At 56.7% G+C, this 22,385-nt stretch carries 21 protein-coding genes and 1 pseudogene; 17 read left to right on the plus strand and 5 right to left on the minus strand.

Features of this window, described 5'->3' with window-relative positions:
• Positions 1-72 precede the first annotated feature (72 nt).
• From AC3WUT_RS21480 to AC3WUT_RS21490, 3 genes are read left to right on the plus strand one after another with little or no spacing between them, the layout of a single operon-like run.
• The gene (locus AC3WUT_RS21480) at positions 73-1,437 is read left to right on the plus strand and encodes a tyrosine-type recombinase/integrase (RefSeq protein WP_492349123.1); all 1,365 of its coding nucleotides are present in this window, start codon (positions 73-75) and stop codon (positions 1,435-1,437) included.
• Positions 1,438-1,445: 8 nt separating this feature from the next.
• Positions 1,446-2,234, plus strand: a complete 789-nt coding sequence (locus tag AC3WUT_RS21485) for a hypothetical protein (RefSeq protein ID WP_492349124.1) — start codon at positions 1,446-1,448, stop codon at positions 2,232-2,234.
• 5 nt (positions 2,235-2,239) lie between these two features.
• Entirely contained in the window at positions 2,240-2,731 is a 492-nt protein-coding gene (locus tag AC3WUT_RS21490; RefSeq protein ID WP_492349125.1) for a hypothetical protein, read from the plus strand.
• A 59-nt stretch (positions 2,732-2,790) separates the two neighbouring features.
• Here the strand turns inward: AC3WUT_RS21490 and AC3WUT_RS21495 are convergent, their stop codons facing one another.
• Positions 2,791-3,060: a helix-turn-helix domain-containing protein gene (locus tag AC3WUT_RS21495; RefSeq protein ID WP_492349126.1), complete on the minus strand. Its 270-nt coding sequence runs from the start codon at positions 3,058-3,060 to the stop codon at positions 2,791-2,793.
• Between the two features lie 99 nt (positions 3,061-3,159).
• Between AC3WUT_RS21495 and AC3WUT_RS21500 the strand changes: the two genes are divergently transcribed.
• Positions 3,160-3,600: a hypothetical protein gene (locus AC3WUT_RS21500; protein WP_492349127.1), complete on the plus strand. Its 441-nt coding sequence runs from the start codon at positions 3,160-3,162 to the stop codon at positions 3,598-3,600.
• Positions 3,601-4,381: 781 nt separating this feature from the next.
• On the opposite strand, the gene AC3WUT_RS21505 is transcribed toward AC3WUT_RS21500, so the two are convergent.
• Complete coding sequence (locus tag AC3WUT_RS21505) at positions 4,382-4,579, minus strand: hypothetical protein (RefSeq protein ID WP_492349128.1); 198 nt, start codon at positions 4,577-4,579, stop codon at positions 4,382-4,384.
• On the minus strand, positions 4,576-4,797 hold the full coding sequence (locus tag AC3WUT_RS21510) for a hypothetical protein (RefSeq protein ID WP_492349129.1): 222 nt from the start codon (positions 4,795-4,797) through the stop codon (positions 4,576-4,578). Before AC3WUT_RS21510 ends, AC3WUT_RS21505 begins: the two co-directional genes overlap by 4 nt.
• A 453-nt stretch (positions 4,798-5,250) precedes the next feature.
• On the opposite strand from AC3WUT_RS21510, the gene AC3WUT_RS21515 reads away from it, so the two are divergent.
• The 10 genes and pseudogenes from AC3WUT_RS21515 to AC3WUT_RS21560 all read left to right on the plus strand — a co-directional run.
• Positions 5,251-5,646: a plasmid mobilization protein gene (locus AC3WUT_RS21515; protein WP_492349130.1), complete on the plus strand. Its 396-nt coding sequence runs from the start codon at positions 5,251-5,253 to the stop codon at positions 5,644-5,646.
• Positions 5,633-7,168, plus strand: coding sequence for a hypothetical protein (locus tag AC3WUT_RS21520; protein ID WP_492349131.1), 1,536 nt, complete (start codon positions 5,633-5,635; stop codon positions 7,166-7,168). The genes AC3WUT_RS21515 and AC3WUT_RS21520 overlap by 14 nt, the downstream gene beginning before the upstream one ends.
• Before the next feature lie 544 nt (positions 7,169-7,712).
• On the plus strand, positions 7,713-8,423 hold the full coding sequence (locus tag AC3WUT_RS21525; protein ID WP_492349132.1) for a TetR/AcrR family transcriptional regulator: 711 nt from the start codon (positions 7,713-7,715) through the stop codon (positions 8,421-8,423).
• Between the two features lie 18 nt (positions 8,424-8,441).
• Positions 8,442-9,677 carry an efflux RND transporter periplasmic adaptor subunit gene (locus AC3WUT_RS21530; RefSeq protein ID WP_492349133.1) on the plus strand — a complete coding sequence of 412 codons (1,236 nt, stop codon included), beginning with the start codon at positions 8,442-8,444 and terminating at the stop codon, positions 9,675-9,677.
• A gap of 6 nt (positions 9,678-9,683) precedes the next feature.
• Positions 9,684-12,890 (plus strand): efflux RND transporter permease subunit, encoded by a 3,207-nt coding sequence (locus AC3WUT_RS21535; protein ID WP_492349134.1) that lies wholly within the window; start codon positions 9,684-9,686, stop codon positions 12,888-12,890.
• A 22-nt stretch (positions 12,891-12,912) separates the two neighbouring features.
• Positions 12,913-13,578: a protein-L-isoaspartate O-methyltransferase family protein gene (locus AC3WUT_RS21540; protein ID WP_492349135.1), complete on the plus strand. Its 666-nt coding sequence runs from the start codon at positions 12,913-12,915 to the stop codon at positions 13,576-13,578.
• A 19-nt stretch (positions 13,579-13,597) separates the two neighbouring features.
• Positions 13,598-13,939, plus strand: coding sequence for a rhodanese-like domain-containing protein (locus AC3WUT_RS21545; RefSeq protein WP_492349136.1), 342 nt, complete (start codon positions 13,598-13,600; stop codon positions 13,937-13,939).
• 34 nt (positions 13,940-13,973) lie between these two features.
• A complete protein-coding gene (locus tag AC3WUT_RS21550) occupies positions 13,974-15,332 on the plus strand; it encodes a TolC family outer membrane protein (RefSeq protein WP_492349137.1) in 1,359 nt (452 codons plus the stop codon).
• Positions 15,333-15,418: 86 nt separating this feature from the next.
• Entirely contained in the window at positions 15,419-15,709 is a 291-nt protein-coding gene (locus AC3WUT_RS21555) for a nucleotidyltransferase family protein (RefSeq protein WP_492349138.1), read from the plus strand.
• A 104-nt stretch (positions 15,710-15,813) separates the two neighbouring features.
• Positions 15,814-15,975 (plus strand): annotated as a pseudogene (locus AC3WUT_RS21560) (HepT-like ribonuclease domain-containing protein); the annotation flags it as partial.
• A gap of 153 nt (positions 15,976-16,128) precedes the next feature.
• Here AC3WUT_RS21560 and AC3WUT_RS21565 read toward each other — a convergent pair.
• Both AC3WUT_RS21565 and AC3WUT_RS21570 read right to left on the minus strand, forming a co-directional pair.
• Entirely contained in the window at positions 16,129-17,445 is a 1,317-nt protein-coding gene (locus AC3WUT_RS21565) for a 3-deoxy-D-manno-octulosonic acid transferase (RefSeq protein ID WP_492349139.1), read from the minus strand.
• A 54-nt stretch (positions 17,446-17,499) separates the two neighbouring features.
• Positions 17,500-18,924 carry a phosphomannomutase/phosphoglucomutase gene (locus AC3WUT_RS21570; protein WP_492349140.1) on the minus strand — a complete coding sequence of 475 codons (1,425 nt, stop codon included), beginning with the start codon at positions 18,922-18,924 and terminating at the stop codon, positions 17,500-17,502.
• 178 nt (positions 18,925-19,102) lie between these two features.
• On the opposite strand from AC3WUT_RS21570, the gene AC3WUT_RS21575 reads away from it, so the two are divergent.
• From AC3WUT_RS21575 to AC3WUT_RS21585, 3 genes are read left to right on the plus strand one after another with little or no spacing between them, the layout of a single operon-like run.
• Positions 19,103-20,734, plus strand: coding sequence for a DNA-3-methyladenine glycosylase 2 family protein (locus AC3WUT_RS21575; RefSeq protein WP_492349141.1), 1,632 nt, complete (start codon positions 19,103-19,105; stop codon positions 20,732-20,734).
• 60 nt (positions 20,735-20,794) lie between these two features.
• On the plus strand, positions 20,795-21,352 hold the full coding sequence (locus AC3WUT_RS21580; protein WP_492349142.1) for a methylated-DNA--[protein]-cysteine S-methyltransferase: 558 nt from the start codon (positions 20,795-20,797) through the stop codon (positions 21,350-21,352).
• Entirely contained in the window at positions 21,349-22,218 is an 870-nt protein-coding gene (locus AC3WUT_RS21585) for a DMT family transporter (RefSeq protein ID WP_492349143.1), read from the plus strand. Before AC3WUT_RS21580 ends, AC3WUT_RS21585 begins: the two co-directional genes overlap by 4 nt.
• Positions 22,219-22,385: the final 167 nt, after the last annotated feature.

The raw sequence follows: 22,385 nt of genomic DNA on the forward strand, positions 1-22,385 counted from the left end.
ACAACCACTACCAAAGATTGGTTGATCGCTGTAAAATGTGCCAATAGAACAGCCAAATTTTAGAGGTTCCTGATGACCACTGCCACACCGCGAGGTATCCAAGAAATTAGTTGGACATTAAAAGATGGCACTGTCAAGAGTGCATATCGTGTGAGGATTACAAGGAAGAACTTCAAAGGTCAACGGAGTAGAGTTTTTGACAACTTGAATGAAGCTAAAGAATACTTGGCATTATCAAAAACTGTTCAAGGTAAAAAACTAATCTATTCCATTGAACAAACAGAAGAAGAAAAATATCGTGCTGATAAAGAAAATCGCAACGATTTTAGTTTTGAGCATTTTGTGAAGCTCTACATTCGTGATTACATTGATACCAAACCACGAGAAACAGAACTTCAAAAAAGGAACCATGCAAGCACGGTTGCTTTTTTCAATATTATTCTTGGAACCTCTATTCTTGATAGGTCGCTTACCTATCAAGAAAAAGTAGACATGGGTGTCGGCAATCCTGAAGACCCAGTTTATAAATTCTTTGGCAAATACGATATTCGCAAAATCACTCCCATTGACATTAATAACTATATCAAGTCAAGGAAGCGACTTGGATTGAAACCCATTTCAATTCAAAGAGAAATCACACAAATTTCCAATGTTTTCAACAAGGCAAAGTATTTTTCCGAACTGGACTCTATTGTTGAACTTCGAAATCCATGTCGTGAATATGATAGAGATTTGCTTAAAAATAATTCCTTGAAACGGGAAGGATTTATTTCCGATCAAATGCTCGAAAAAATCTTCACCGCATTCAAGCAATATTCCAATCCAGAACTCTATGAAATTTCCAACCTGTCTTTACTCACTTCAATGCGAAGAAGTGAAGTGATTACACTCAAAAATGATCAGGTCAAAGAAAATTACATTCAACTCATTCATACCAAATCAGGTAAACCACGAAAGGTCTATCTGACGAAAGAAGCACAAGATTACATTGCCACACTCAAACCAAAGAGTGAAAAAGGTAATTTCTTTAATTATACAATTATGGGTTTTGATCGAATCTTTCATGCACAAGTGAAAAAGCATGGATTCGATTTGAGGTTTCACGATTTCCGAAAAACTGCAATTTCAAAAACCCTGTCCAAAGCAAATGATAATTCTTTGCTTGTTGCAAACATTCTTGGTTTTTCGTCAGTTCGTAAATTTGACGAGCTTCATGTTAGAACAAGACTCATGTCCACTGATACCCAACAAGGTGCATTGAGAACCTTTGGACATGACAATCCAGACATTACCAATAAACACTATTTCAGCCCAGTAATGGATGATGTTAATAATATTAAAAGACTAAATGAATTAAAAGAGAAGCAAAAATCAAACAGCATTAGCACCGAAGAAAAAAATGAGCTATTAGTCCTTTTACTTGAACTTACAAACTAGGAAAAACTATGGGAATTTTTGATTTCTTGAAGTCATTGGGTAAAAAAGAAGAACCTGTCAAGGCAAGTTCCATTTCACCACAATACAGTAATTCAATGCCGACAATAAAGCCAGAGAAGGAGATTTTTGAATGCTATGACGAAGTCTTCAAAACAATGATTGCTGACATATCTGGTTTTTCAGAAAATGAGACCAAAGAAATTCACAACATTATAAAAAAATGTGATGGTGGCTTTCTAAATATGGGAGGGTATCACTCTGTTGTGTGGGAGAAATATTTCAAAGGCAGAGATTGGAAGTGGAATGAATACGAAGAATGGAACAACAGATTTTCAAAAATTGGAAGATTTCCCACAAACTTCCCACAGAAAAAAGTATTTACACCTGCAACAAGTGAAGAAGCACTTAGTCAATTAAAAGTTAGTGAACTCAAGTCACTATGTACTGAACAGCAATTGACAACTCCAAGCAAAGCGAAGAAAAAAGATTTGGTTGATATTCTTAAATCAATTCCAAACATAACCAATCAGTCATTAGTTGCACAAAAAATAGAAGAGCTAGACGGCCAATTTAGTTATGGTCTTTTCTCCCTACTAATGAGAACTATAAATTTCAGAGTGAAAAATTTATATGACCTCAGAAGGTCTGAGAAAATTGGGGTGAAAAAATTCAAAATACTCTATGTTTTTGAAGAAGACAAAGAATTTGTAGAAATGGCGTTGAAATTAAAACCCAATGCACTTCACCCTGTTTTTCCCTCCGATATGAGCATGAAACAACCTGTGATTGAGTTTTGATATTTATGGATAACACAACCATCTTAAGCGGAGCAGCAATATTCATAAGTGCATGCTCTTTTTCGGTTGCTTTTTTGCAAATGAAAATTTCAAGTGCCAAAACTAAATTGGACTTGTATAACAGACGATTCTCTATCTATCTGGCTGCACTTGAATACTATCAAGCAACTTGGCATGAGCCACACGATAAAGTGCAGGAAGAATCAAGGAATTTCACCAGAGCATATAGAGAATCACAATTTCTATTTAAGAAAACTAGTGGAATTTACGAAACTCTTGGAGAAATTCAACAGAATGGAGCCAAAATTCTATTCTACAAAAAATACAAATATGAGAGTGAGAATAATCTAACAAAGGATAGACTTGACTTGCCCTCATTGCATGAGTCAAGCATAAAAGCTCAATTTGATTTTGAAGAAAATTTAAAATTACTGGAAGATCAACTCAAGAAATATATAAGTTTTGCAAACATAGAAGGCTGGCATGTTTTTAAGTAAACAAGTACACCAAATAAAAAGCCAGTCATTAGGACTGGCTTTTTATTTTATAAATTAATTCATATCAATGTGCCATTTTCAGGTGGCTTGAGCAACACCCACGGTTGCACTTCAAGAGCTTTTGCTATTACTTCTATGTTGGAAAGAGACACATTCCAACGAGATCGCTCCACAGCAGACACATAGGTTCGATCCAACCCACACTCCAGGGCTAGAGCCTCTTGCGACCAGTTCTTCCCTACTCTCAGTAGTCGCACATTGAAGGCCAGCACCCCACGAAGATCGTCAGGTGCTGGAAGTTCTGTAGGTGGTTTCGGTTTGGCAGACATGCCAACAAGCTAACCATGTGATACATTTGCATCTACGGAGTTTGCTTCACATATGGGCAAAACCGTATGTGTACTTCACAACCCTACAATGGAGTAGAAATGGGAATTCAATGTCCTAAATGTGGAAGTGACCACACCCAGGCAATTCGTGTGGTTGTTCAATCAGGAACTTCTTTTAATAATGGTGTGGTTAACGGTGTTGGAATTGGAACAGGAGGAATTGGAGTAGGACTTGGTACTACTAGCAGTATTAGCAAAACACAATTAGCAGCAAAATTCAGTGAGCCAGATAAACCGACAAAAGCACCAACTATTGTTCTTGGACTTGCTGCTTTTGGTTCAACACCGTGGTTACAAGCTCATGGTTCAGACATTGGATTTAGGTATGCCAGTATTGCAGTGTGGCTAATCTTTATTTTTATTCTTCGCAGAGATTGGAAGGAATGGAAAGCATATAGGGAGTACCACAAGATTTGGGAACCACTTTACCGAAAAGGATTCCATTGCAACAGTTGTGGTCAAGCTTTTATTCCAAAATAATTTACCACCCAAATAAAAAAGACCAGTCACATGACTGGTCTTTTTATTTTCTATCGCACTCTTGACAATCTTTCGATTTTCGATATAAGTACAATAACAGTTTCCTAGACTGGCAAGTAAATATTATTAAATTCTCACGAATTGTCAAGACCGAATTAATATCAAATTGCCTCAACGAGAACTGTTAGGGCAATTTTTTTTATGCGTCGATTAATTTCCTCGGTCGGAAAGTTGCTAACGTGAATGATCACAAAACAGGCACAGGTAAAAATAATCAGGTTGATTTAATAGCAGTCTGGTAACTGGAAAAGGCATTGAGTGATAGGTAACGACACTATTATAGTGAAGGAGGCTAGAATGAGATTTAAACAGAGCCCCATTGAGAGTCTTAAGGTCCAACCAAGTTTAAGCTGTGTTAATACGGTGAATGGACTAACCAGAGGTGATTAACTATCTTCTGGTCCGATATGTGGCCAACACATGAAGGAATAGACAACCTGCGTTTTATCCAAAAACGCAAGGGAGTCTTTTTCCTTCTTAGTAGTGACCAACGGGAACGGATAAGAAGGAAAAAGACTGTACAACTATTATCTGTACAAAATATATTAACTGTACACAAGCAAAATAGATTAAGAGTATACCAGCATAAATTATCTCGTTAGAGGTTTTATGAAATAAAACAAAATTGGAAACGGCAAAAAATTTCCACACTCCAAATACAAAAGCTACTCATTGAGTAGCTTTTTTTGTTCCAGAAGGACCCAGACGAGCTGGTCCATTTTCACTTTCGTGATCTCTCTGCTTGAAGTTTTTCATATCTATATTTAAGCATGAGCATAGTCAATTTATCAGTGAACTCATTCAGCACACGAAATTTTTCTTCTTCACTCATGTCAGGATTTTTTTGGTGAACCTGATCATATTCATGGCAAATATCAAAATGTTCTTTCTGATATTTAGCTTCTGGGAACCAACTCATTTTAACTCACCCAAAAAATCACTCCATTCAGGTGGAAGCTGTTCAGCAAATTTTATTGGTTCATGGAAGTTGATCTTCTCAGAATTTTTTAATCCAAATTCCACACACTTACGAACAGTCCAACCAAGTGATCGAGCATTGTTTTCAGCAAGAGCTTTCAATTGCTGAACAGATTCAGAATCGAGATAGTGACTGGTTTTTATTAGATTGTTTTTCATTTTATCTCCTATGGTTATACAACCATCTTACGGAGTAAAAAACGGAAAGCAACTAACCAAAGCTATCGACTTGAAGACCTTATATTTATTTGTCTTCGCCGGACTTCCTAGCTTCGTAACGTAATTTATTTCTCTAGTCTTCGTCAGACTTCAAATGTCTTCGTATTCATTTAAATTCACCCAAGAGAACAGAAAAAATCACTTGGACATGGCTCCATAATTCTTAAACCCATTATTGATTTTGGATTTATTTCATTTCTTCCATTGTCTTCGCTATCGACTTCCGCCCAAGATCGTGGACATTTAATTCCTATTTCGTAAGATAGAAATATACATAAAGCAAGGCCAATTTCTCTATACGGACAATACGGCTATTTCATAGCCTATGTCCTAGAGAAATCCCTTGATAGGGCGTTGCCCTATGACCCTTGCGAATACATACGGAGACAAATTATGGCAGAACTAAAACAACACCCAGGAAGAACCAATGACGATCATAAGTTCAAGAGAAATACTCGCTTTGAAATTAAATTATCAGAAATTGAATTTGAAGCACTGATCAATAAATGGCACAAGATTGGAAGACATAATTCAATGGCTCGTTATGCTCGTGCCTGCATTTTTGGAGAAGAAGACATTGTCGAAATTCACCTTAATAATATAAAACAGACCAACATTGATCGCCTCAAAGTTGCTGGAGCACTTGGAAAAATTGGATCAAATTTCAATCAGATTACGAAGCAGGTTAACTCAAAATATGACTTCATTACAGTCAAGACTTTGATCGCGGAACTTGAAAAAATCAGAACTGAATTGGAGAGAATTTCCAATTTAAATGACGGAGCATAAAATGCTCCATGTCAGAATGAAGCATGGGAAAGGTGATCCCCAAAAGGCTGCCAATTATCTTTTGAGTGATAAAGATCACACCGGAAAAATTCGTTCTGTCGCACCTGAAATTCTGGAAGGTGATCCAAATAATGTCGCCAAAATTGCCAATATGACCAACAGAGCACACAAGTATGCGACTGGTTGTTTGTCATTTCGTGATACAGAAAAACCCAGCTTAAAACAACAACTGGCGATCATGAAAGACTTTGAAGCCACCTTCTTACCTGGACTTGAAAAAGATAAAAATTATTCAATCGCTTGGGTTTCTCATTTCGATAAAGGAAACCTCGAATTGAATTATTTTTTAGCAACCACAGAGTTGACTACTGGAAAACAAATGAACCCTTTTCCACCGGGAACACTTCAACATGAGTTCAATGATGCTTGGGTTCAAAACACAAATCACTTACTTGGTTACGATCAAGTCACAGCAGATCCAATGAAAATTTCTCGTTCAAAATTTGAACAGAAAATTATTCCATTGAAAGAAGCCACTTCCCAAATCTGCAAACAGGCAAATACTCACAAAGAAATTAAGAATAATTTGGAAGAAATTTTCAAGTCTGCTATTGAAAATGATGAGATCAAAAATCGTCAAGATATTATTGATCTACTTAAAGAACAAGGTGAAGTCACCAGAGTTGGTGAAGACTATATTTCATTCAAGCCAGAAGGTGAGCAAAAAGCTATTCGCTTGAAAGGTTCTGTCTTTGAAGAAGGTGCTGATTATAAAAAATTGAAGGAGCAGTCCAAAGATTTTCAGCAATCAAAAAATAATTCCAAAGATTTGACTCAGGATCAATTCAACAATAACAAGGAAAAAATTGATCGTTTGAAACAGACTCGTCTTGAGTTTTTCAAAAAACAGTATCAACAAAAAGAAAAGAAGCTTCGTACTTTTGGACCAAAGTCAATGAAGTCTAAAAAATCTTCACCTTCAAAACCTGCCCAACAAACAAAGCAACAGAATCAGCAACAACAGAATTCAGGTCAACCACCTGACCCAATGAAAGCTATGCAAATCATGTTGGAGCAACGAAATAAAGAAGTCACTCAATCATTGAAAAAGCAAGAAGCATTTGAGAAGTTGGACAATAAAAAATCAGAGTTGAGCAAACCTAGTGATCCTATTGTTGTGAGACACCATCAACAGGAACAGAAAAAATCTAGTGATTGCGATAATAAATCTGCGATTTCTGCTTTTAGTCAGATTGCCACTGGGGCAAGAGCTATATTGATTTCTGTTCAAATCAATCAGGTGCTTTTCTCAAAATTGAATCTTGAAATACAAATCGGTAGGCTGAACCACTATAAAGAATCGGATATAAGAAAGATAATTTTACTCAAGCAGAAGATAATTGAACTTGAACAACAAATCTATATTTTAAAAGCACAGCAAGAACAAGCAGCAGAGGCAGAGTTGATCAACCAGCATGAGAATCGCTTCAATAATAATTTGAGCAAACCTAAATTTGTTTGATCTCTGCCGAGGGCACCTACTCCAAAAAAAATGGAAGTCATTTGACTTCCATTTTTTTTAGAGCAGGTTGACTGAACACCCACACAGAGCACGTTTAAACGGTCGTAGAGCAGCTTTTTCCACGTAGTGCATGTCTACCTACCATGAAACTGGACCAGCTCGTCTGGGTCCCTCTAACTCATGAGGTCCTTGGGGACCGGCAACAGCCAAGGGGATAGCACCTTGAACAATCAACCAATAGAACAACCAATAAAAATCAACCAAAAATCTGTATCTTTATAGATCAACAACTTACAAGAGATTTGTTGCAATAAAACTACATAATTAGTCTTATAGGCACCAGAAGCAGCCGCCGCCCAGGGTGATGGTCTCGATCGTCATGTTTTCAAGCCTTTTTGCACAACAACACAATCCCGCAATGTAGCCTGCCCCCGAAAGAATCGCATGCCGGGGGTCATCGTCTCCGCCCGACCCTGAGCGGCCTCCTGGCTTGACGCGCGGCAAATGCGAACGTTACATTACTAACCGATCAGTCATTAACCCCATGCCCCTGCCCAAATTCAAGCTCTGTTCTGCCAGCGAAAGCCATGCCAAGCGCGAGCGCCGCAAGGAAGCCCGCCCCGGCGAACTGCTGGAGGCCGCGCTCGACCTGTTCGTTGAAAAAGGTTTTGCCGCCACCCGGGCCGAAGAGGTGGCGGCCCGCGCCGGGGTGTCCAAGGGCACCCTGTTCCTGTACTTTGGCAGTAAAGAAGAGTTGTTCAAGGCCGTGGTGCGGGAGAACATCTCCGGCCGCTTCACCGAATGGCAGGCCGAGCTGGAAGCCTTTACCGGCACCAGCGCCGAGCTGATGGCCTATGCCATGCGCAGTTGGTGGGAGCGCGTGGGCATGACCAAGGCCTCGGGCATCACCAAGCTGATGATGAGCGAGGCGCGCAATTTTCCTGAGATCGCCGAGTTCTACCAGCAAGAGGTGATCCTGCCAGGGCGCCAGTTGATCCGCCGCATCCTGGAGCGCGGCGTGGCACGCGGCGAGTTCCGCCCGCTGGACATGGACCACGCGGTCTACTGCGTGATGTCGCCCATGATTTTCCTGATGATGTGGCGCCATTCGGTCGGGGCTTGCGCCCCCAATGACTTCGAGATGTCGCCCGAGCGCTTCATCGACCAGCAGATCGACCTGCTGGTCGATGGGCTGCAGACACGTGCCCCCGGTGTCAGCGCGCCAGCCGCCCCATCAGGCCCACCCGCCCCCTGAATAACAACGAGACAAGTGATGACGCAAATGCAACCCTCGTCCGGCCGAAGCCGGTGGATCAAGTGGGCCGTGCTGGCCCTGGTCGTGCTGGCCCTGGGCTTCAGCGTGCTGCGGGCCCTGTCGGCCCGCAAGGCCCAACAGGCGGTGGTGGCCGAGGCCAGTCAGCGGGCGCAACCGGTGATCGAGCTGGCCCCGACCGACCTGGTGCTGGCCAAGGTCCAGACCCTGAGCCAGGGCCTGCCGGTGTCGGGCACGCTGCGGGCCGTCAATTCGGCCTTCATCCGCACCCGGGTGCCCGGCGAGCTGCAAGAGCTCACGGTGCGCGAGGGTGACAGCGTCAAGGCAGGCCAGGTGTTGGCGCGCATCGAAGTGACCGAGTTTCAGTTCCGGCTGCGTCAGACCCAGGACCAGGCCGATTCGGCCAAGGCGCAGATCGACATCGCTCAGCGCCAGTACGACAACAACAAGGCGCTGGTGGCCCAGGGCTTCATCTCGCAGACCGCGCTGGACACCTCACTGGCCACGCTGAATTCCGCCATCTCCACCTACAAGGCCGCCCAGGCCGCAGTCGAAGTCACCCGCAAGACCTTTGAGGACACCGTGCTCAAAGCCCCCATCAGCGGCCAGGTGGCGCAGCGACTGGCGCAACCCGGCGAGCGACTGCCGGTGGACAGCAAGGTGCTGGAAATCGTCGACCTGAGCCGGCTGGAACTCGAAGCCACGTTCAGCCCCGCCGACTCGCTGGCCCTGCACGTGGGCCAGCGGGCGCGGCTGAGCATCGAGCAGAACGGCCAGGACAGTGCCACCGTGGGGGCCACGGTTTCACGCATCAACCCCAGTGCCCAGGCCGGCAGCCGCAGCGTGCTGGCCTACCTGACGCTGGACACCCCCGGCAGCACCGGCCCGGTGCTGCGCCAGGGCCTGTTCGCCCAGGGCATGCTCGACACCGTCAGCGTGAAAGCGCTGGCCGTGCCGCTTTCGGCTGTGCGCACCGACAAACCCAAGCCCTATGTGCAGACCGTGCTGCAGGGCCAGGTCAAGCACCTGGCGGTGACACCCGGTGCCCGCGGCGATGTAGCGCAAGACCTCTGGGTGGCGGTGCCCGATCTGCCCGAAGGCACCGCGGTATTGCGCGGCGAACTGGGGCCCTTGCGCGAAGGCACGGCAGTGCAGATGTCTGCCGAATCTGCCCCCGCCACAGCCCCCGCCGCTGCAGCCGCATCGACCCAGGCCACCCCGGCCGTCCGGAACTGACGCACCATGTGGTTCACCCGCGTCAGCCTGAAAAACCCCGTGTTCGCCACCATGGTGATGCTCGCCATCGTGGTGCTGGGCCTGTTTTCGTACCAGCGCCTGCAGGTCGATCAGTTCCCCAACATCGACTTCCCGGTGGTGGTGGTCACCACCGAATACCCCGGCGCCTCGCCCGAGATCGTTGAAAGCGAGGTCACCAAGAAGGTCGAAGAAGGCGTCAACTCGATCGCCGGCATCAACAACCTCACGTCGCGCACCTACCTGGGCCAGTCGGTGGTCATCATCGAGTTCCAGTTGCAGATCGACGGTCGCAAGGCCGCCGAAGATGTGCGCGAGAAAGTGGCATCGATCCGGCCCAATTTCAGGACTGAGGTCAAAGAACCACGCGTGCTTCGCTTCGATCCAGCCAGCAAGGCCGTGTGGTCGCTGGCCGTGCTGCCCGAAGCCGGGCCCGATGGCCGCCAGGGCATGAGCCCGGTCGAACTCACCAACTGGGCCGACCAGGTGCTCAAAAAGCGACTGGAGAACGTGCGCGGTGTGGGTTCGGTGTCGCTGGTGGGCGGCACCAAGCGCGAAATCAACATCTACCTGAACCCGGCCGCCATGGAGTCCTTCGGCGTCACGGCCGATCAGGTGGCGGCCGCCGTGCGCAATGAGGCGCAGGACCTGCCCGTGGGTTCGGTGCGCTCGCTGGCCCAGGAGCGCGTGGTGCAGATCGACGCCCGCATGCAGCGCCCCGAGGATTTCGGTCGCCTGATCGTGGCGCGGCGCGGCGGCAGCCCGGTGCGCCTGGAGCAGGTCGCCCGCGTGTCCGACGGCGCCCAGGAGCTGGACAGCCTGGCGCTGTACAACGGCCAGCGCACCTTGCTGCTGTCGGTGCAGAAGGCGCAGGACGAAAACACCATCCAGGTGGTGGATGGCCTGTACAAGACCATTGACGAGATGAAGGGCCAGTTGCCCCCGGGGCTCACCCTGCAGCCCATCCTGGATGGCTCGCGCCCGATCCGGGTGGCCGTGGACAACGTGCGCCGCACGCTGATCGAAGGCGCCGTGCTGACGGTGCTGATCGTGTTCCTGTTCCTGAACTCCTGGCGCTCCACGCTGATCACCGGCCTGACCCTGCCAATTGCGCTGATCGGCACCTTTCTGTTCATGAACCTGTTCGGCTTCACCATCAACATGATCACGCTGATGGCGCTGTCGCTGTGCGTGGGCCTGCTGATTGACGACGCCATCGTGGTGCGAGAGAACATCGTGCGCCACGTGCAGATGGGCAAGACAGCCTTCCAGGCCTCGCTCGACGGCACCCAGGAGATCGGCCTGGCGGTGCTGGCCACGACCTTGTCCATCGTGGCGGTGTTCCTGCCCATCGGGTTCATGGAGGGCATCATCGGCAAGTTCTTCCACGAGTTCGGCATCACCATCGTGGCCGCCGTGATGATCTCGATGTTTGTCAGCTTCACGCTCGACCCCATGCTGTCGTCCGTCTGGCACGACCCCAGCATCCACGCCCATGGCGAGCGGCAAGCCCCCGTCACCCTGTACGACAAGACCATCGGCCGCGTCACCGGCGCGTTTGACGATGCCACCGAATGGCTGGCCGAGGGCTACCAGACCCTGCTGCGCTGGGCACTGGGGCACCGCCTGGCCACCCTGCTGCTCGCGCTGGGCATTTTTGTGCTGAGCGTGGTGATGGTGCCGCTGTTGGGCACCGAGTTCGTGCCCAAGGCCGACTTCTCCGAGACCACCGTCAACTTCTACACCCCGGTCGGCTCGTCGCTGGAGGCGACCGAGGCCAAGGCACGCCAGGTCGAGGCCATCGTGCGCGAGGCGCCCGAGGTGCGCTACACCCTGGCCACCCTCAACACCGGCACCGCCCAGGGCAAGATGTACGCCAGCCTGTACGTGCGCCTGGTCGATCGCAAACAGCGCAGCCGCAGCGTGGATCAGATGTCGGCCGTCCTGCGCGAGCGCCTGCGCCAGGTGCCGGGCATCACGGTCACCCATGTGGGCCTGCTGGATTCGGTGGGTGGCAACAAGCAGGTTGAGTTCTCGCTGCAGGGCCCAGACCAGAACGAACTGGAACGGCTGAGCCGGCTGGTGATGGACAAGGTGCGGAGCATCCCGGGCCTGGTCGACCTGGATTCGAGCGTGAAGGACGCGGCCCCACAGATTTCGGTGCAGTTGCGCCGCGATGCGGCCTCCGACCTGGGCCTGAGCGTGGGCCAGGTGGGTCAGTCGCTGCGCCTGCTGGTGGCTGGCGAGACCGAAGGCACCTGGCGGGCGCCCGACGACCAGACCTACGACATCAACGTGCGCCTGGCCCCGGACGCCCGCAACAGCCCGCAAGATCTGGAAAGACTGCCTTTTGCCCTGGCCACCGCCGCCGACGGCAGCACCCGGGTGGTTCGCCTCAACCAGGTGGCCCAGGTACTCGACACCGCAGGCAGCAACCAGATCAACCGCCGCGACTTGACGCGTGAGGTGGCCATCAATGCCAACGTGTACGGCCGCTCGGCCGGCGAGGTGTCCGCCGACATCCAGAAAGCCATGCAGGGTGTGCAATTGCCGCCAGGCTACCGCTATGCCTTCAGCGGCTCGGCCAAGAACATGGCCGAGTCCTTCGGCTACGCCGTGTCGGCCCTGGCGCTGGCCATCATCTTCATCTACATGATCCTGGCCAGCCAGTTCAAGAGCTTTCTGCAGCCCCTGGCCCTCATGACCTCGCTGCCCCTGACCCTGATCGGGGTGGTGCTGGCCCTGCTGATGTTTGGCTCGACCCTGTCGATGTTCTCCATCATCGGCATCGTGATGCTGATGGGCCTGGTCACCAAGAACGCGATTTTGCTGGTCGACTTTGCCATTCGGGCCCGAGAGGGCGGCCTGGATGAGCAAGGTCAGCCGGTGGCCGGACTGCCCCGTGCAGAGGCCCTGCTGCTGGCCGCCCGGGTGCGGCTGCGCCCCATCCTGATGACCACGCTGGCCATGATCTTCGGCATGGTGCCGCTGGCCTTCGCCATCACCGAGGGTTCGGAGCAGCGAGCCCCCATGGGCCAGGCCGTGATCGGGGGGGTGATCACCTCCTCCTTGTTGACGCTGGTCGTGGTGCCCGTGGTGTATTGCTACCTTGATGACCTGACGGCTTGGCTGCGTCGTTCGCGGCAGCGCGGCCAAACACCGGCCAGCCCGCCTAAAATCGATGGTTTGTCCTGATCCACCGCCGGAGAACCCCAACATGTCCATGCCCCAGAACCTCGAGCAAGCCCGCTTCAACATGATCGAACAGCAGATCCGCCCCTGGGATGTGCATGCGCCTGAGATCCTGGAACTGCTCAACACCCTGCACCGCGAAGATTTCGTGCCCGAAAGCCAGCGTGCCATCGCCTTCGTCGACATGGAAGTGCCCCTGCCCGGCGGCCAGGTGATGCTGGCCCCCAAGTACGAAGCCCGCGTGATGCAAGAGCTGAAGGTGCAGAAGAACGAAAAAGTGCTCGAAATCGGCACCGGCTCGGGCTACATGGCCGCCCTATTGGCGCATCAGGCGCAGCGCGTGGTCAGCCTGGAAATCAACCCTGAACTGGCCGAGTTCGCCCGTGGCAACCTGCAGCGCGCCGGCATCCACAACGTGGAAGTGCGCCTGGCCGATGGCGCCCGCACCGTGCAGGCCGACGGCCCCTTCGACGTGATCGTGCTCAGCGGCTCGGTGGCCGAAGTGCCTGCGGCCCTGCTGGACCAACTCAAGGTGGGTGGCCGCCTGTTCGCCATCGTGGGCGACGAGCCTGTGATGCGCGCCCACTACATCACCCGCAGCGGCGACAAGCGTTTCGAGACCAAGACCCCCTGGGACACCATCGCCCCCCGCCTGCAAAACTTCCCCGAGCCTTCGCGCTTCCGTTTCTGACCCTCACCGGAACCCTTGCATGATTGACCAAGTCCGACCCGCCAGCCTGCACGACTGGCTCCAGGCCCACCCCGGCGTCCAGCCCGTCGTGCTGGACGTGCGCGAACCCTGGGAGCTGCAGACCGCCAGCATCAAGCCTGCGGCGGACTTCCGACTGGTCAGCATTCCGATGGGAGAGATTCCGGCGCGACTGGCCGAACTGGACCCCGCCACCCCGGTGGCCTGCCTGTGCCACCACGGGGCCCGCAGCCAGCGCGTCGCTGCCTTCCTGGCAGCAAACGGTTTTGATTCGGTCGTCAACATTGCCGGCGGCATCCACGCCTGGGCATTGGAGCGCGACCCCGAAGTGCCCGTTTATTGATGAACCTCCCCGGAGTGCCCTTTTCATGCTTTCCATGCCAGTTTCCTTACACGCCCTGCGGCGCCTGCCCGCCTTGCTGACCCTGATCGGCCTGGCCACGGGCCTGAGTGCCTCGCTTCACGCCCAGAGCCTGGACGAGCTGTACCAGGCCGCTCGCGACTACGATGCCAGCTACCGCGGTGCCCGCTCGCAGTTCGAGGCCACGCTGGCCCGCGCCGACCAGGCCAAGGCCAATCTGCGCCCCACGATTGGCATGCAGACCTCGATCACCCGCAGCACGGTATCGGGCAACATCGATTCGGTGCCCTATTTCAAGCACCCGTATGGCGTGCGGCAAAACGGGGTCAACCTGACACAGCCGCTGTACCGCCCCGGCAACCTGGCGGCCTACCAGCAAGGCGAAAAACTGCTGCAGCAGGCCGATGCCCAACTGGCCCTGGCCGAACAGGACTTGATCGTGCGCGTCAGCCAGGCCTATTTCGACGTGCTGGCCGCACAAGACAGCCTGGTCTTCGTGCAGGCTCAGAAGGTCGCTGTCGAAGAGCAACTCGCGTCGGCACAGCGCAACTTCGAGGTGGGCACCGCCACCATCACCGACACCCGCGAAGCCCAGGCCCGGCGCGATCTGGTGCTCAGCCAGGAGATCGCTGCCCAGAACGACCTGCGGGTGAAGCGTCTGTTCCTGGATCAGTTGGTGGGCCGCAACAACACCAGCCCCAAGCCCCTGCAGCCCAACGTGCCCGTCAGCGCGCCGCCGGCCGAGCAGATCAGTCAATGGATTGACGCCACCAACGAACACCCCAGCGTGCAACTGGCCCAGACCGCCGTCGACGTGGCCGAACTGGAGGTGCGCAAAGCCCAGGCGGGCGAAAAACCCACGGTCGACCTCACGGGCAGCTATGGCTACGCCCGCAATGAGAACGGCTCCAGCCTGTCGCCTACCAGCACCGTCAGCTCGCGCATCTACCAGGGCTCGATTGGCGTGACCATGAACATCCCGCTGTACGCCGGTGGCGCGCTGCAGAACCGCATCCGCGAAACCCTGTCGCTCGAAGACAAGGCCCGCAGCGACCTCGACGCCGCCCGCCGCAACGTGGCGCAGGCCACGCGCACCGCGTTCTACGGCGTGGTGTCGGGGGCCAGCCAGGTGCAGGCCCTGCAGGCAGCCGAGGCCTCCAGCCAGGTGGCACTGGACGCCAACCGCCTGGGTTACCAGGTGGGCGTGCGCATCAACATCGATGTGCTGAACTCGCAAAGCCAGCTCTACCAGACCAAACGCGACCTGGCCCAGGCCCGCTACAACGTGCTGCTCGGCGGCCTGAAGCTGCGCCAGGCCAACGGCAGCCTCAAACCGGAAGACCTGCAGGCGGTGAATCAGTTGCTGGTGCCCTGAGTCGGATGCGGCATGGCGCCGAAACCCCGGCAGCCTTTTGGCAGGGCTCGGCCCTGGCATCAGGTTTCATTGCGGGCGCAAAGCCCATGAGACCTTCTGAAGCCTTGGCCTTGAACCGAGCCGCGATCCGTCAAGTCGTTGCATCTCACCGGGCCGGAAATGCTCGGGTGTTCGGCTCGGTGCTGCATGGCCGCGATACGGACACCAGCGACCTCGATCTCCTGATTGACCCGACGCCTCAAACGACCCTCTTCGATATCGGCGCGATCATGCATGAGCTGCGCCTGCTGCTGGGTGTGAAGGTGGATGTGCTCACACCCCATGCGCTTCCAGACAGCTTCCGAGCCCGGGTTCTGGCGGAAGCGCTTCCAGTATGAGCCGTGATGAGCAGCGATTGCGCGACTACCTCGCCCACATTCTGGAAGCCCTGGAGCGGATCTGCAGCTACACCGAAAACCTGGATTGACAGGCGTTTCTCCATCAAAAACCGGTGCAAGACGCCGTGATCCGTCACCTGGAAGTCATCGGCGAAGCGGCCAACAACATCGAAAAGCACCACCCCAGGTTCGCGGCGGCACATCCAGAGTTGCCCCTTTCGATTGCCGATGACATGCGCAATGCTCTGGCGCACGGTTACTTCTGAGTCGATCTTGGCGTGGTCTCGCAGCCCCTCCAAAGCGACCTGCCGGCGTTGAGCGTGCTCATCGCCCGGGCCCAAGAGGATCTGCTCAGCGGTGAGGATCCCACAACGAAAGAGGCTTGAAGTCAAACGGCGGCGGGTACTTTCCCGCCCCGATCAAGCGTTCACGGCCGCCCACAAACCAGCCGCCGCCGCCGCCGTGCGCTGGGCCGCCCCCCGATGGGCCTGGGTGAAGGCCACCGCCGCCTGGGCGGCGTCCAGGCAACGGCGCTCGTCGGCCAGCAGGGCCTGCGCCTGGCCCACCGCGTGGGCCATGTCGCTGACGCGCCAGGCCGCGCCGGCCTGCAGGGCCAACTCGACGGCATCGGCAAAATTGAAGGTGTGCGGGCCCACCAGCACCGGGCAGCCGCTGGCACAGGCCTCGATCAGGTTCTGCCCCCCAAGGGGTTCGAAACTGCCGCCCAGCAGGGCCAGGCGGGCCAGCCGGTAATACAAGGCCATTTCACCGAGTGAATCGCCGATCCAGACATCGGCCTGAGGGGGCAGCACCGGGGCCGCCAGATCGCCCCATTGGCTGCGCCGGGCCACCGTCAAGCCCGCGCGTTTGAACAGTTCAGCCACTTCATCAAAGCGTTGCGGATGCCGCGGCACCACCAGCCATTGAATGGCGGCATTGCCCACGCTGCCGGCGTTGCTGCGCCAGCTTTCGATCAGGGCTGCCTCCTCGCCCTCGCGCGAGCTGGCCAGCAGCACCACGCGTTGACCCCGTTCGTTGTCCAGGCGGCGCGCCAGCGCCCGCCCCAGCACCTGCTGGACCTCGTCAGGCTGGGCGTCGAACTTGACGTTGCCCAACACCGCCTTCACCGGCGCCCCCACGGCGCGCAGGCGGCCGGCATCGTCTTCGGTCTGGGCCCAGACGGCACTGAAGCCTCGGTAGGCCGGCTCGCTGAGCCAGCGCAAGCGCTGGGCCGCAGCGCGTGAGCGCTCATTGAGCCGCGCATTGGCCAGGGCCAGCGGGATCCCCGCCCCCTGGCAGGCCGCGATCAGGTTGGGCCAGACCTCGGTTTCCATGATCAGCCCCAGCGCCGGCTGGAAATGGCGCACGAAACGCTGCACCGCCGCCGGCGTGTCCCAGGGCTGCCAGACCTGCACATCACCGTCACGCAGCAGGCGCTGGCCTTCAGCCCGCCCCGTGGCGGTGCCGTGGGTCAGCAGCAATCGAAATGACCAGCCTCGGCGTGCCCATTCGGCCCGCAAGGCAGCAATCAGGATCCCGGCAGCCCGGGTCTCACCAAGCGACACCGCGTGAACCCAGACAAAGCCTTGCCCGGGTGCTTGCCGGTAGTGACCGAAGCGCTCTTCGATCGCCTCCAGGTACCCCGGCTCAGTGACCCCACGGCGCGCCAGTTTGCGCCGCAACAAGGGTTGTGCAGCCACCAGGGCCGCCGAGTAAAAGGTGCGCACCAGCGTCATGCGCGGCCCGCCCAGGATGGGGGAGGCCCTGCGGTCGACACCGTGGCCGCCGCGTCAGTGAGCCGCACTGCCAACCTGGGCGTCGGGCTTGATCTGCCGCAGCAGGGCCAGCATGTCGCCCTCGATGCGGTGCAAGGCTTCGGCATCCTGCCCCTCAAAGCGCAGCACCAGCACCGGCGTGGTGTTGGAGGCCCGGATCAGCCCGAAACCATCGGCCCAGTCAACGCGCAGCCCGTCGATGGCCGAAATCGTCGGGGTGGCCGGCGTGACGCTTTGCCCCCGCGCCGTGGCTCGCTGCGCCAGGAAGGCGGGGGCGGCGGCCTGCAATTCGGCCGTGACACGGTGCGGCTCACCCTCGGCACAGGCCACGTTCAACTCGGGTGTCGAATGGCTTTGCGGCAGGCCATTGAGCACCACATTGGCGTCGGGGTGGCGGCTCAGGATCTCCAGCAGGCGACAACCGGCATAGGTGCCATCGTCAAAGCCATACCAGCGCTCCTTGAAGAAGATGTGGCCGCTCATTTCGCCGCCCAGAGGGGCATTGGTTTCACGCATGCGGGCCTTGATCAACGAGTGACCGGTCTTGAACATCACCGGTACCCCACCGGCAGCACGGATCTCAGGGGCCAGGCGTTGGGTGCACTTGACGTCAAAAACAATCTCGCCCCCAGGCACACGCGACAGCACGTCGCGTGCAAACAGCATCATCTGGCGGTCGGGGAAGATGTTCTGACCGTCCTTGGTGACGATGCCCAGACGATCGCCGTCGCCATCAAAGGCCAGGCCCAGTTCGGCATCACCGGCCTGCAGTGCCGCCATCAGGTCACGCAGGTTCTCGGGCTTGCTCGGATCAGGGTGGTGGTTGGGGAAGTCGCCATCCACCTCGCTGAACAACTCGGTGACCTCGCAGCCCAAGGCGCGGAAGATGGCCGGGGCCGATGCACCCGCAATGCCGTTGCCCGAGTCGACCACGATCTTCAGCGGGCGGGCCAGCTTCACGTCACCCACGATGCGGTCCTGGTAAGCAGGGCCCACATCGGCCTGGCGCACGCTGCCACCAGCCAGGCGCGGGGCGCTGTCGGCCTCCATGGTGCGACGCAGGGCCTGGATCTCATCGCCGTAGATGGCTTTGCCAGCCAGCACCATCTTGAAGCCGTTGTAATCCTTGGGGTTGTGACTGCCCGTGACCTGGATGCCGCTGCGGCACAGGGTGCTGGCGGCAAAGTACAGCATGGGCGTGGTCACCGCGCCCACATCAATCACTTCGATGCCGGCCGCCATCAGGCCACGGATCAGCGCCTGAACCAGGGACGGCCCACTCAAACGGCCGTCGCGCCCCACCGCCACGGTCTTCTCGCCCAGCACCTGGGCAGCGGCACCAAATGCCAGCCCCAGGGCCTCGGCCACCTCGGTGTTCAGGGTCGTGGGCACAATGCCCCGGATGTCATAAGCCTTGAAGATCGCTGCATTCACTTGCATGGATAGAGCCCGTACGGAGGATGTGTCACTGATCAAAACCGGCACACCACGCGCCGGAACTCCGACCGATTGTAGTGAGGGGAAAGCCTGAGTTGACAAATTCTTACTCATCCGTTTAGGGGAAGGACGGGGTCCGAAAACGGCCAGCGCATCACCCTGCGCTGCGTATCATGCCGGCATGGCCTCACCACCTGTCCCTTCCAAGGCGCTGCCCGAAAGCCCCCCCCGGGCGGGTGGGCGGGCGCAGCCCGCGGGGCTGAGCACCGACCCCGAGGCCTGCTACCTGGCGCTCAGCACCCGCGATGCGCGCTTTGATGGCCACTTTTTCACGGGGGTCACCAGCACCGGCATCTATTGCCGCCCGGTCTGCACGGTGCGTGCGCCCAAACGCGAGAACTGCCGCTTCTTCGAGCTGGCTGCCCAGGCCGAGCAGGCGGGCTTTCGCCCCTGCCTGCGCTGCCGACCCGAGCTGGCCCCGCAGACACTGGCGTGGTCCAGCACCGATGCGCGCCGGATTCTGGCTGCCGAGGCCTCGCGCTGGCTGGACGACCCCAGCCACTGGCCTCAGGTCGGCGAGCCGGACGCAGCCCCCGTCATGGCCCGGCTGGCCGCTCACCTGGGGGTGAGCGACCGGCACCTGAGGCGTGTCTTTGAAGCCAGTCTGGGGGTGGCACCCCTGCGTTACCTGCAGACCCGGCGGCTGCTGACGGCCAAGCAGTTGCTGACTGACACCCCCCTGCCGGTGACCGACATCGCACAGGCCAGTGGCTTTGCGAGCCTGCGCCGCTTCAATGCCGCCTTTGTTGAACACTACGGCCTCAACCCCAGCCAATGGCGCAAAAGCCCCGCCGTGGCGGACACCGCCCAGACCGCCATCCGCCTGGCCTACCGCCCCCCCTACGACCAGGCGGGCCTGGTTGGGTTTCTGGCCCAGCGGGCCTTGCAGGGTCTGGAAGCCATTGAGCAGGCCGCCGATGGCCTGCGCGTGGCGCGCACGCTGCGCCTGCCAGCCTTGCACGGCGGAGGCCAACCGCTGATCGGTTGGGTACAGGTGCATTGGCCAACGCAACCGCACCAGGTGTTGTTGACCTGCAGCGAAAGCCTGAGCCCTGCCCTGCCCACCGTGATTCGCCGGGTGCGCCAGTGGCTGGACCTGGACGCCGACCCAGGCGCCATCGACCAGGTTTTGGCGCCCCACTTCGGGCCACTCAACGGCTTGCGCGTGCCGGGCACGCTGGACGGGTTTGAACTGGCGGTGCGTGCCATCCTGGGCCAGCAGGTCACCGTGGCGGGTGGGCGCACCTTGTGCCAACGCCTGGTCGACCTGCTGGGGCAGGCACTGCCCGCCGACATCCCACGCCCTGTGGGCCTGACCTGCGTGTTTCCTGATGCTGCGGCCCTGGCTGCTCTGGACGATGGGCAGGGATTGGCCCCCCGCCTGGGCGAACTGGGCATCGTGCGACAACGCCAACGCGCCCTGATGGCCCTGGCCCAGGCGTTGCTCGCAGGGCGCCTGACGCTGGATGGCAGCGCTCCACTGGCTCAGACCCTGGCCGCACTCACCGACTTGCCCGGCATTGGCGACTGGACAGCTCAGTACATCGCGCTGCGTGCCCTGCGCTGGCCCGATGCGTTTCCGGCTGGCGACGGTGTGTTGCAAGAGCGCCTGGGCACGCGCCAGCCAGGCAGCACGCCGCGCCAGCGCCTGCTGGCCACCGAAGCCGCCTCGGCCGCATGGCGCCCCTGGCGCGGCTATGCCGTGCTGCGCATCTGGGGACACGGCCCCCCCACGGCGCCCGACACGGCCTGACGCTGCCCTCCGGGCCCCGCCCCTCCCCACTTCCCCGAATTCACCCCACAGGATTTGCCGATGACCGCCCCCTCTGAACGGGTTCAACTGGTGTTTGACACCCCGCTGGGCCCCATGCACCTCGCAGCCAGCCCACTCGGCCTGGCCGGTGCCTGGTTTGCCGGCCAGCGCCACGCCCCGGCCCGACTCGATGGCCCGGACGCCTGGCCGCTGGCCCCCGGGCACGCCCTGCTGCAGCAGGCCCGTGATGAACTTCAGGCCTATCTGCAGGGCCGCCTGAGGCAGTTCTCCGTGCCACTGGACCTGAACCAGGGCACGCCGTTCCAGCAGGCCGTGTGGCAAGCGCTGCTGCGCATCCCCTGCGGCCAGTTGCAGGGCTATGGGGCCTTGGCCGCCCAGTTGGGGCGGCCCGCCGCGGCACGAGCGGTCGGCGCCGCCGTGGGGCGCAACCCGGTGTCGGTGATCGTGCCCTGCCACCGAGTGGTGGGCGCCGATGGCAGCCTGACCGGCTATGCCGGTGGCCTGGAGCGCAAGCAGGCGCTGCTGCGCCTGGAAGGCCAGGCCCTGCCCGATGGGCCTGCCAGCCAGGCTTTGCTGTGGACCGAGGTGCCCGCATGAGCGCCGCCTGGGTCCTGGAGTTTGTGTTGCTGGCAGCGCTGTGGGGCGCGTCTTTTCTGTTCATGCGTCTGGGGGCCTCGGAGTTCGGCCCGCTGGCCACGGCCGGCCTGCGGGTGATTCTGGCCACGGTCTTTCTGTGGCCCATCATGGTCTCGCGGGGGCAGTGGCCGGCACTGAAGGCCCAATGGCGGTCGATTTTGCTGATCGGCGTGGTCAATTCAGCGATCCCGTTCGCCCTGTACGCCTGGGCCGTGCTGTCCATCAACACCGGGCTGGCGGCCATCCTCAATGCCACCACCCCCCTGTGTGGCGCCCTGTTGGCCTGGTTGTGGCTGGGTGAACGCCCTGGACGCATGAAGGCCTTGGGCCTGGCCATCGGCTTCACGGGCGTGGTGCTGCTGGCGGTGGACAAGGCCAGCTTCAAACCCGGTGGCAGCGGCTTCGCCGTGCTGGCCTGCCTAGCGGCCACGTTCTGCTATGGCTGGGCCGCCAATCTGACGCGGCGCTTCCTCGGTGGGGTGCCCGCCCTGGCCAATGCCACCGGCAGCCAACTGGGCTCAGCCCTGGTGCTGGCCGTGCCCACCGCCCTGTCGTGGCCAGCCCAGGCTCCCAGCCTGCAGGCCTGGGCCGCCATCGCTGCGATCGCGGTGTTTTGCACTGGCATTGCCTACATCCTGTATTTCAGGCTCATCCTGCATGCCGGTCCGGCCCGTGCCATGACGGTCACCTTCGTCACGCCCCTGTTCGCCGTGGCCTATGGTGGCCTGTTTCTGGGCGAACAGATCACGCCATGGATGGTGCTGTGCGGCTTGGTGATCGTTTGCGGCACCGCGCTCTCCACCGGCCTGATACAGATCAAAAAATAGGCAAACGCAGCCCTGGCAGGGGGCCTCCCCGGGTTTGCCCCCCCTTGGACCTGCCCTGGCGCGCCCTGAGGCGGGCCACCATCCCTCTACACTTGTGTTCAGTAACGCAGTCCGGCGCCCTGCCTCAGGCTGAAGGCCTCACCCCAGGCCTTGAGGCCTGCGCCCGG

The sequence above is a fragment of the Curvibacter sp. EU05-FHT14A10 genome, assembly GCF_058791075.1.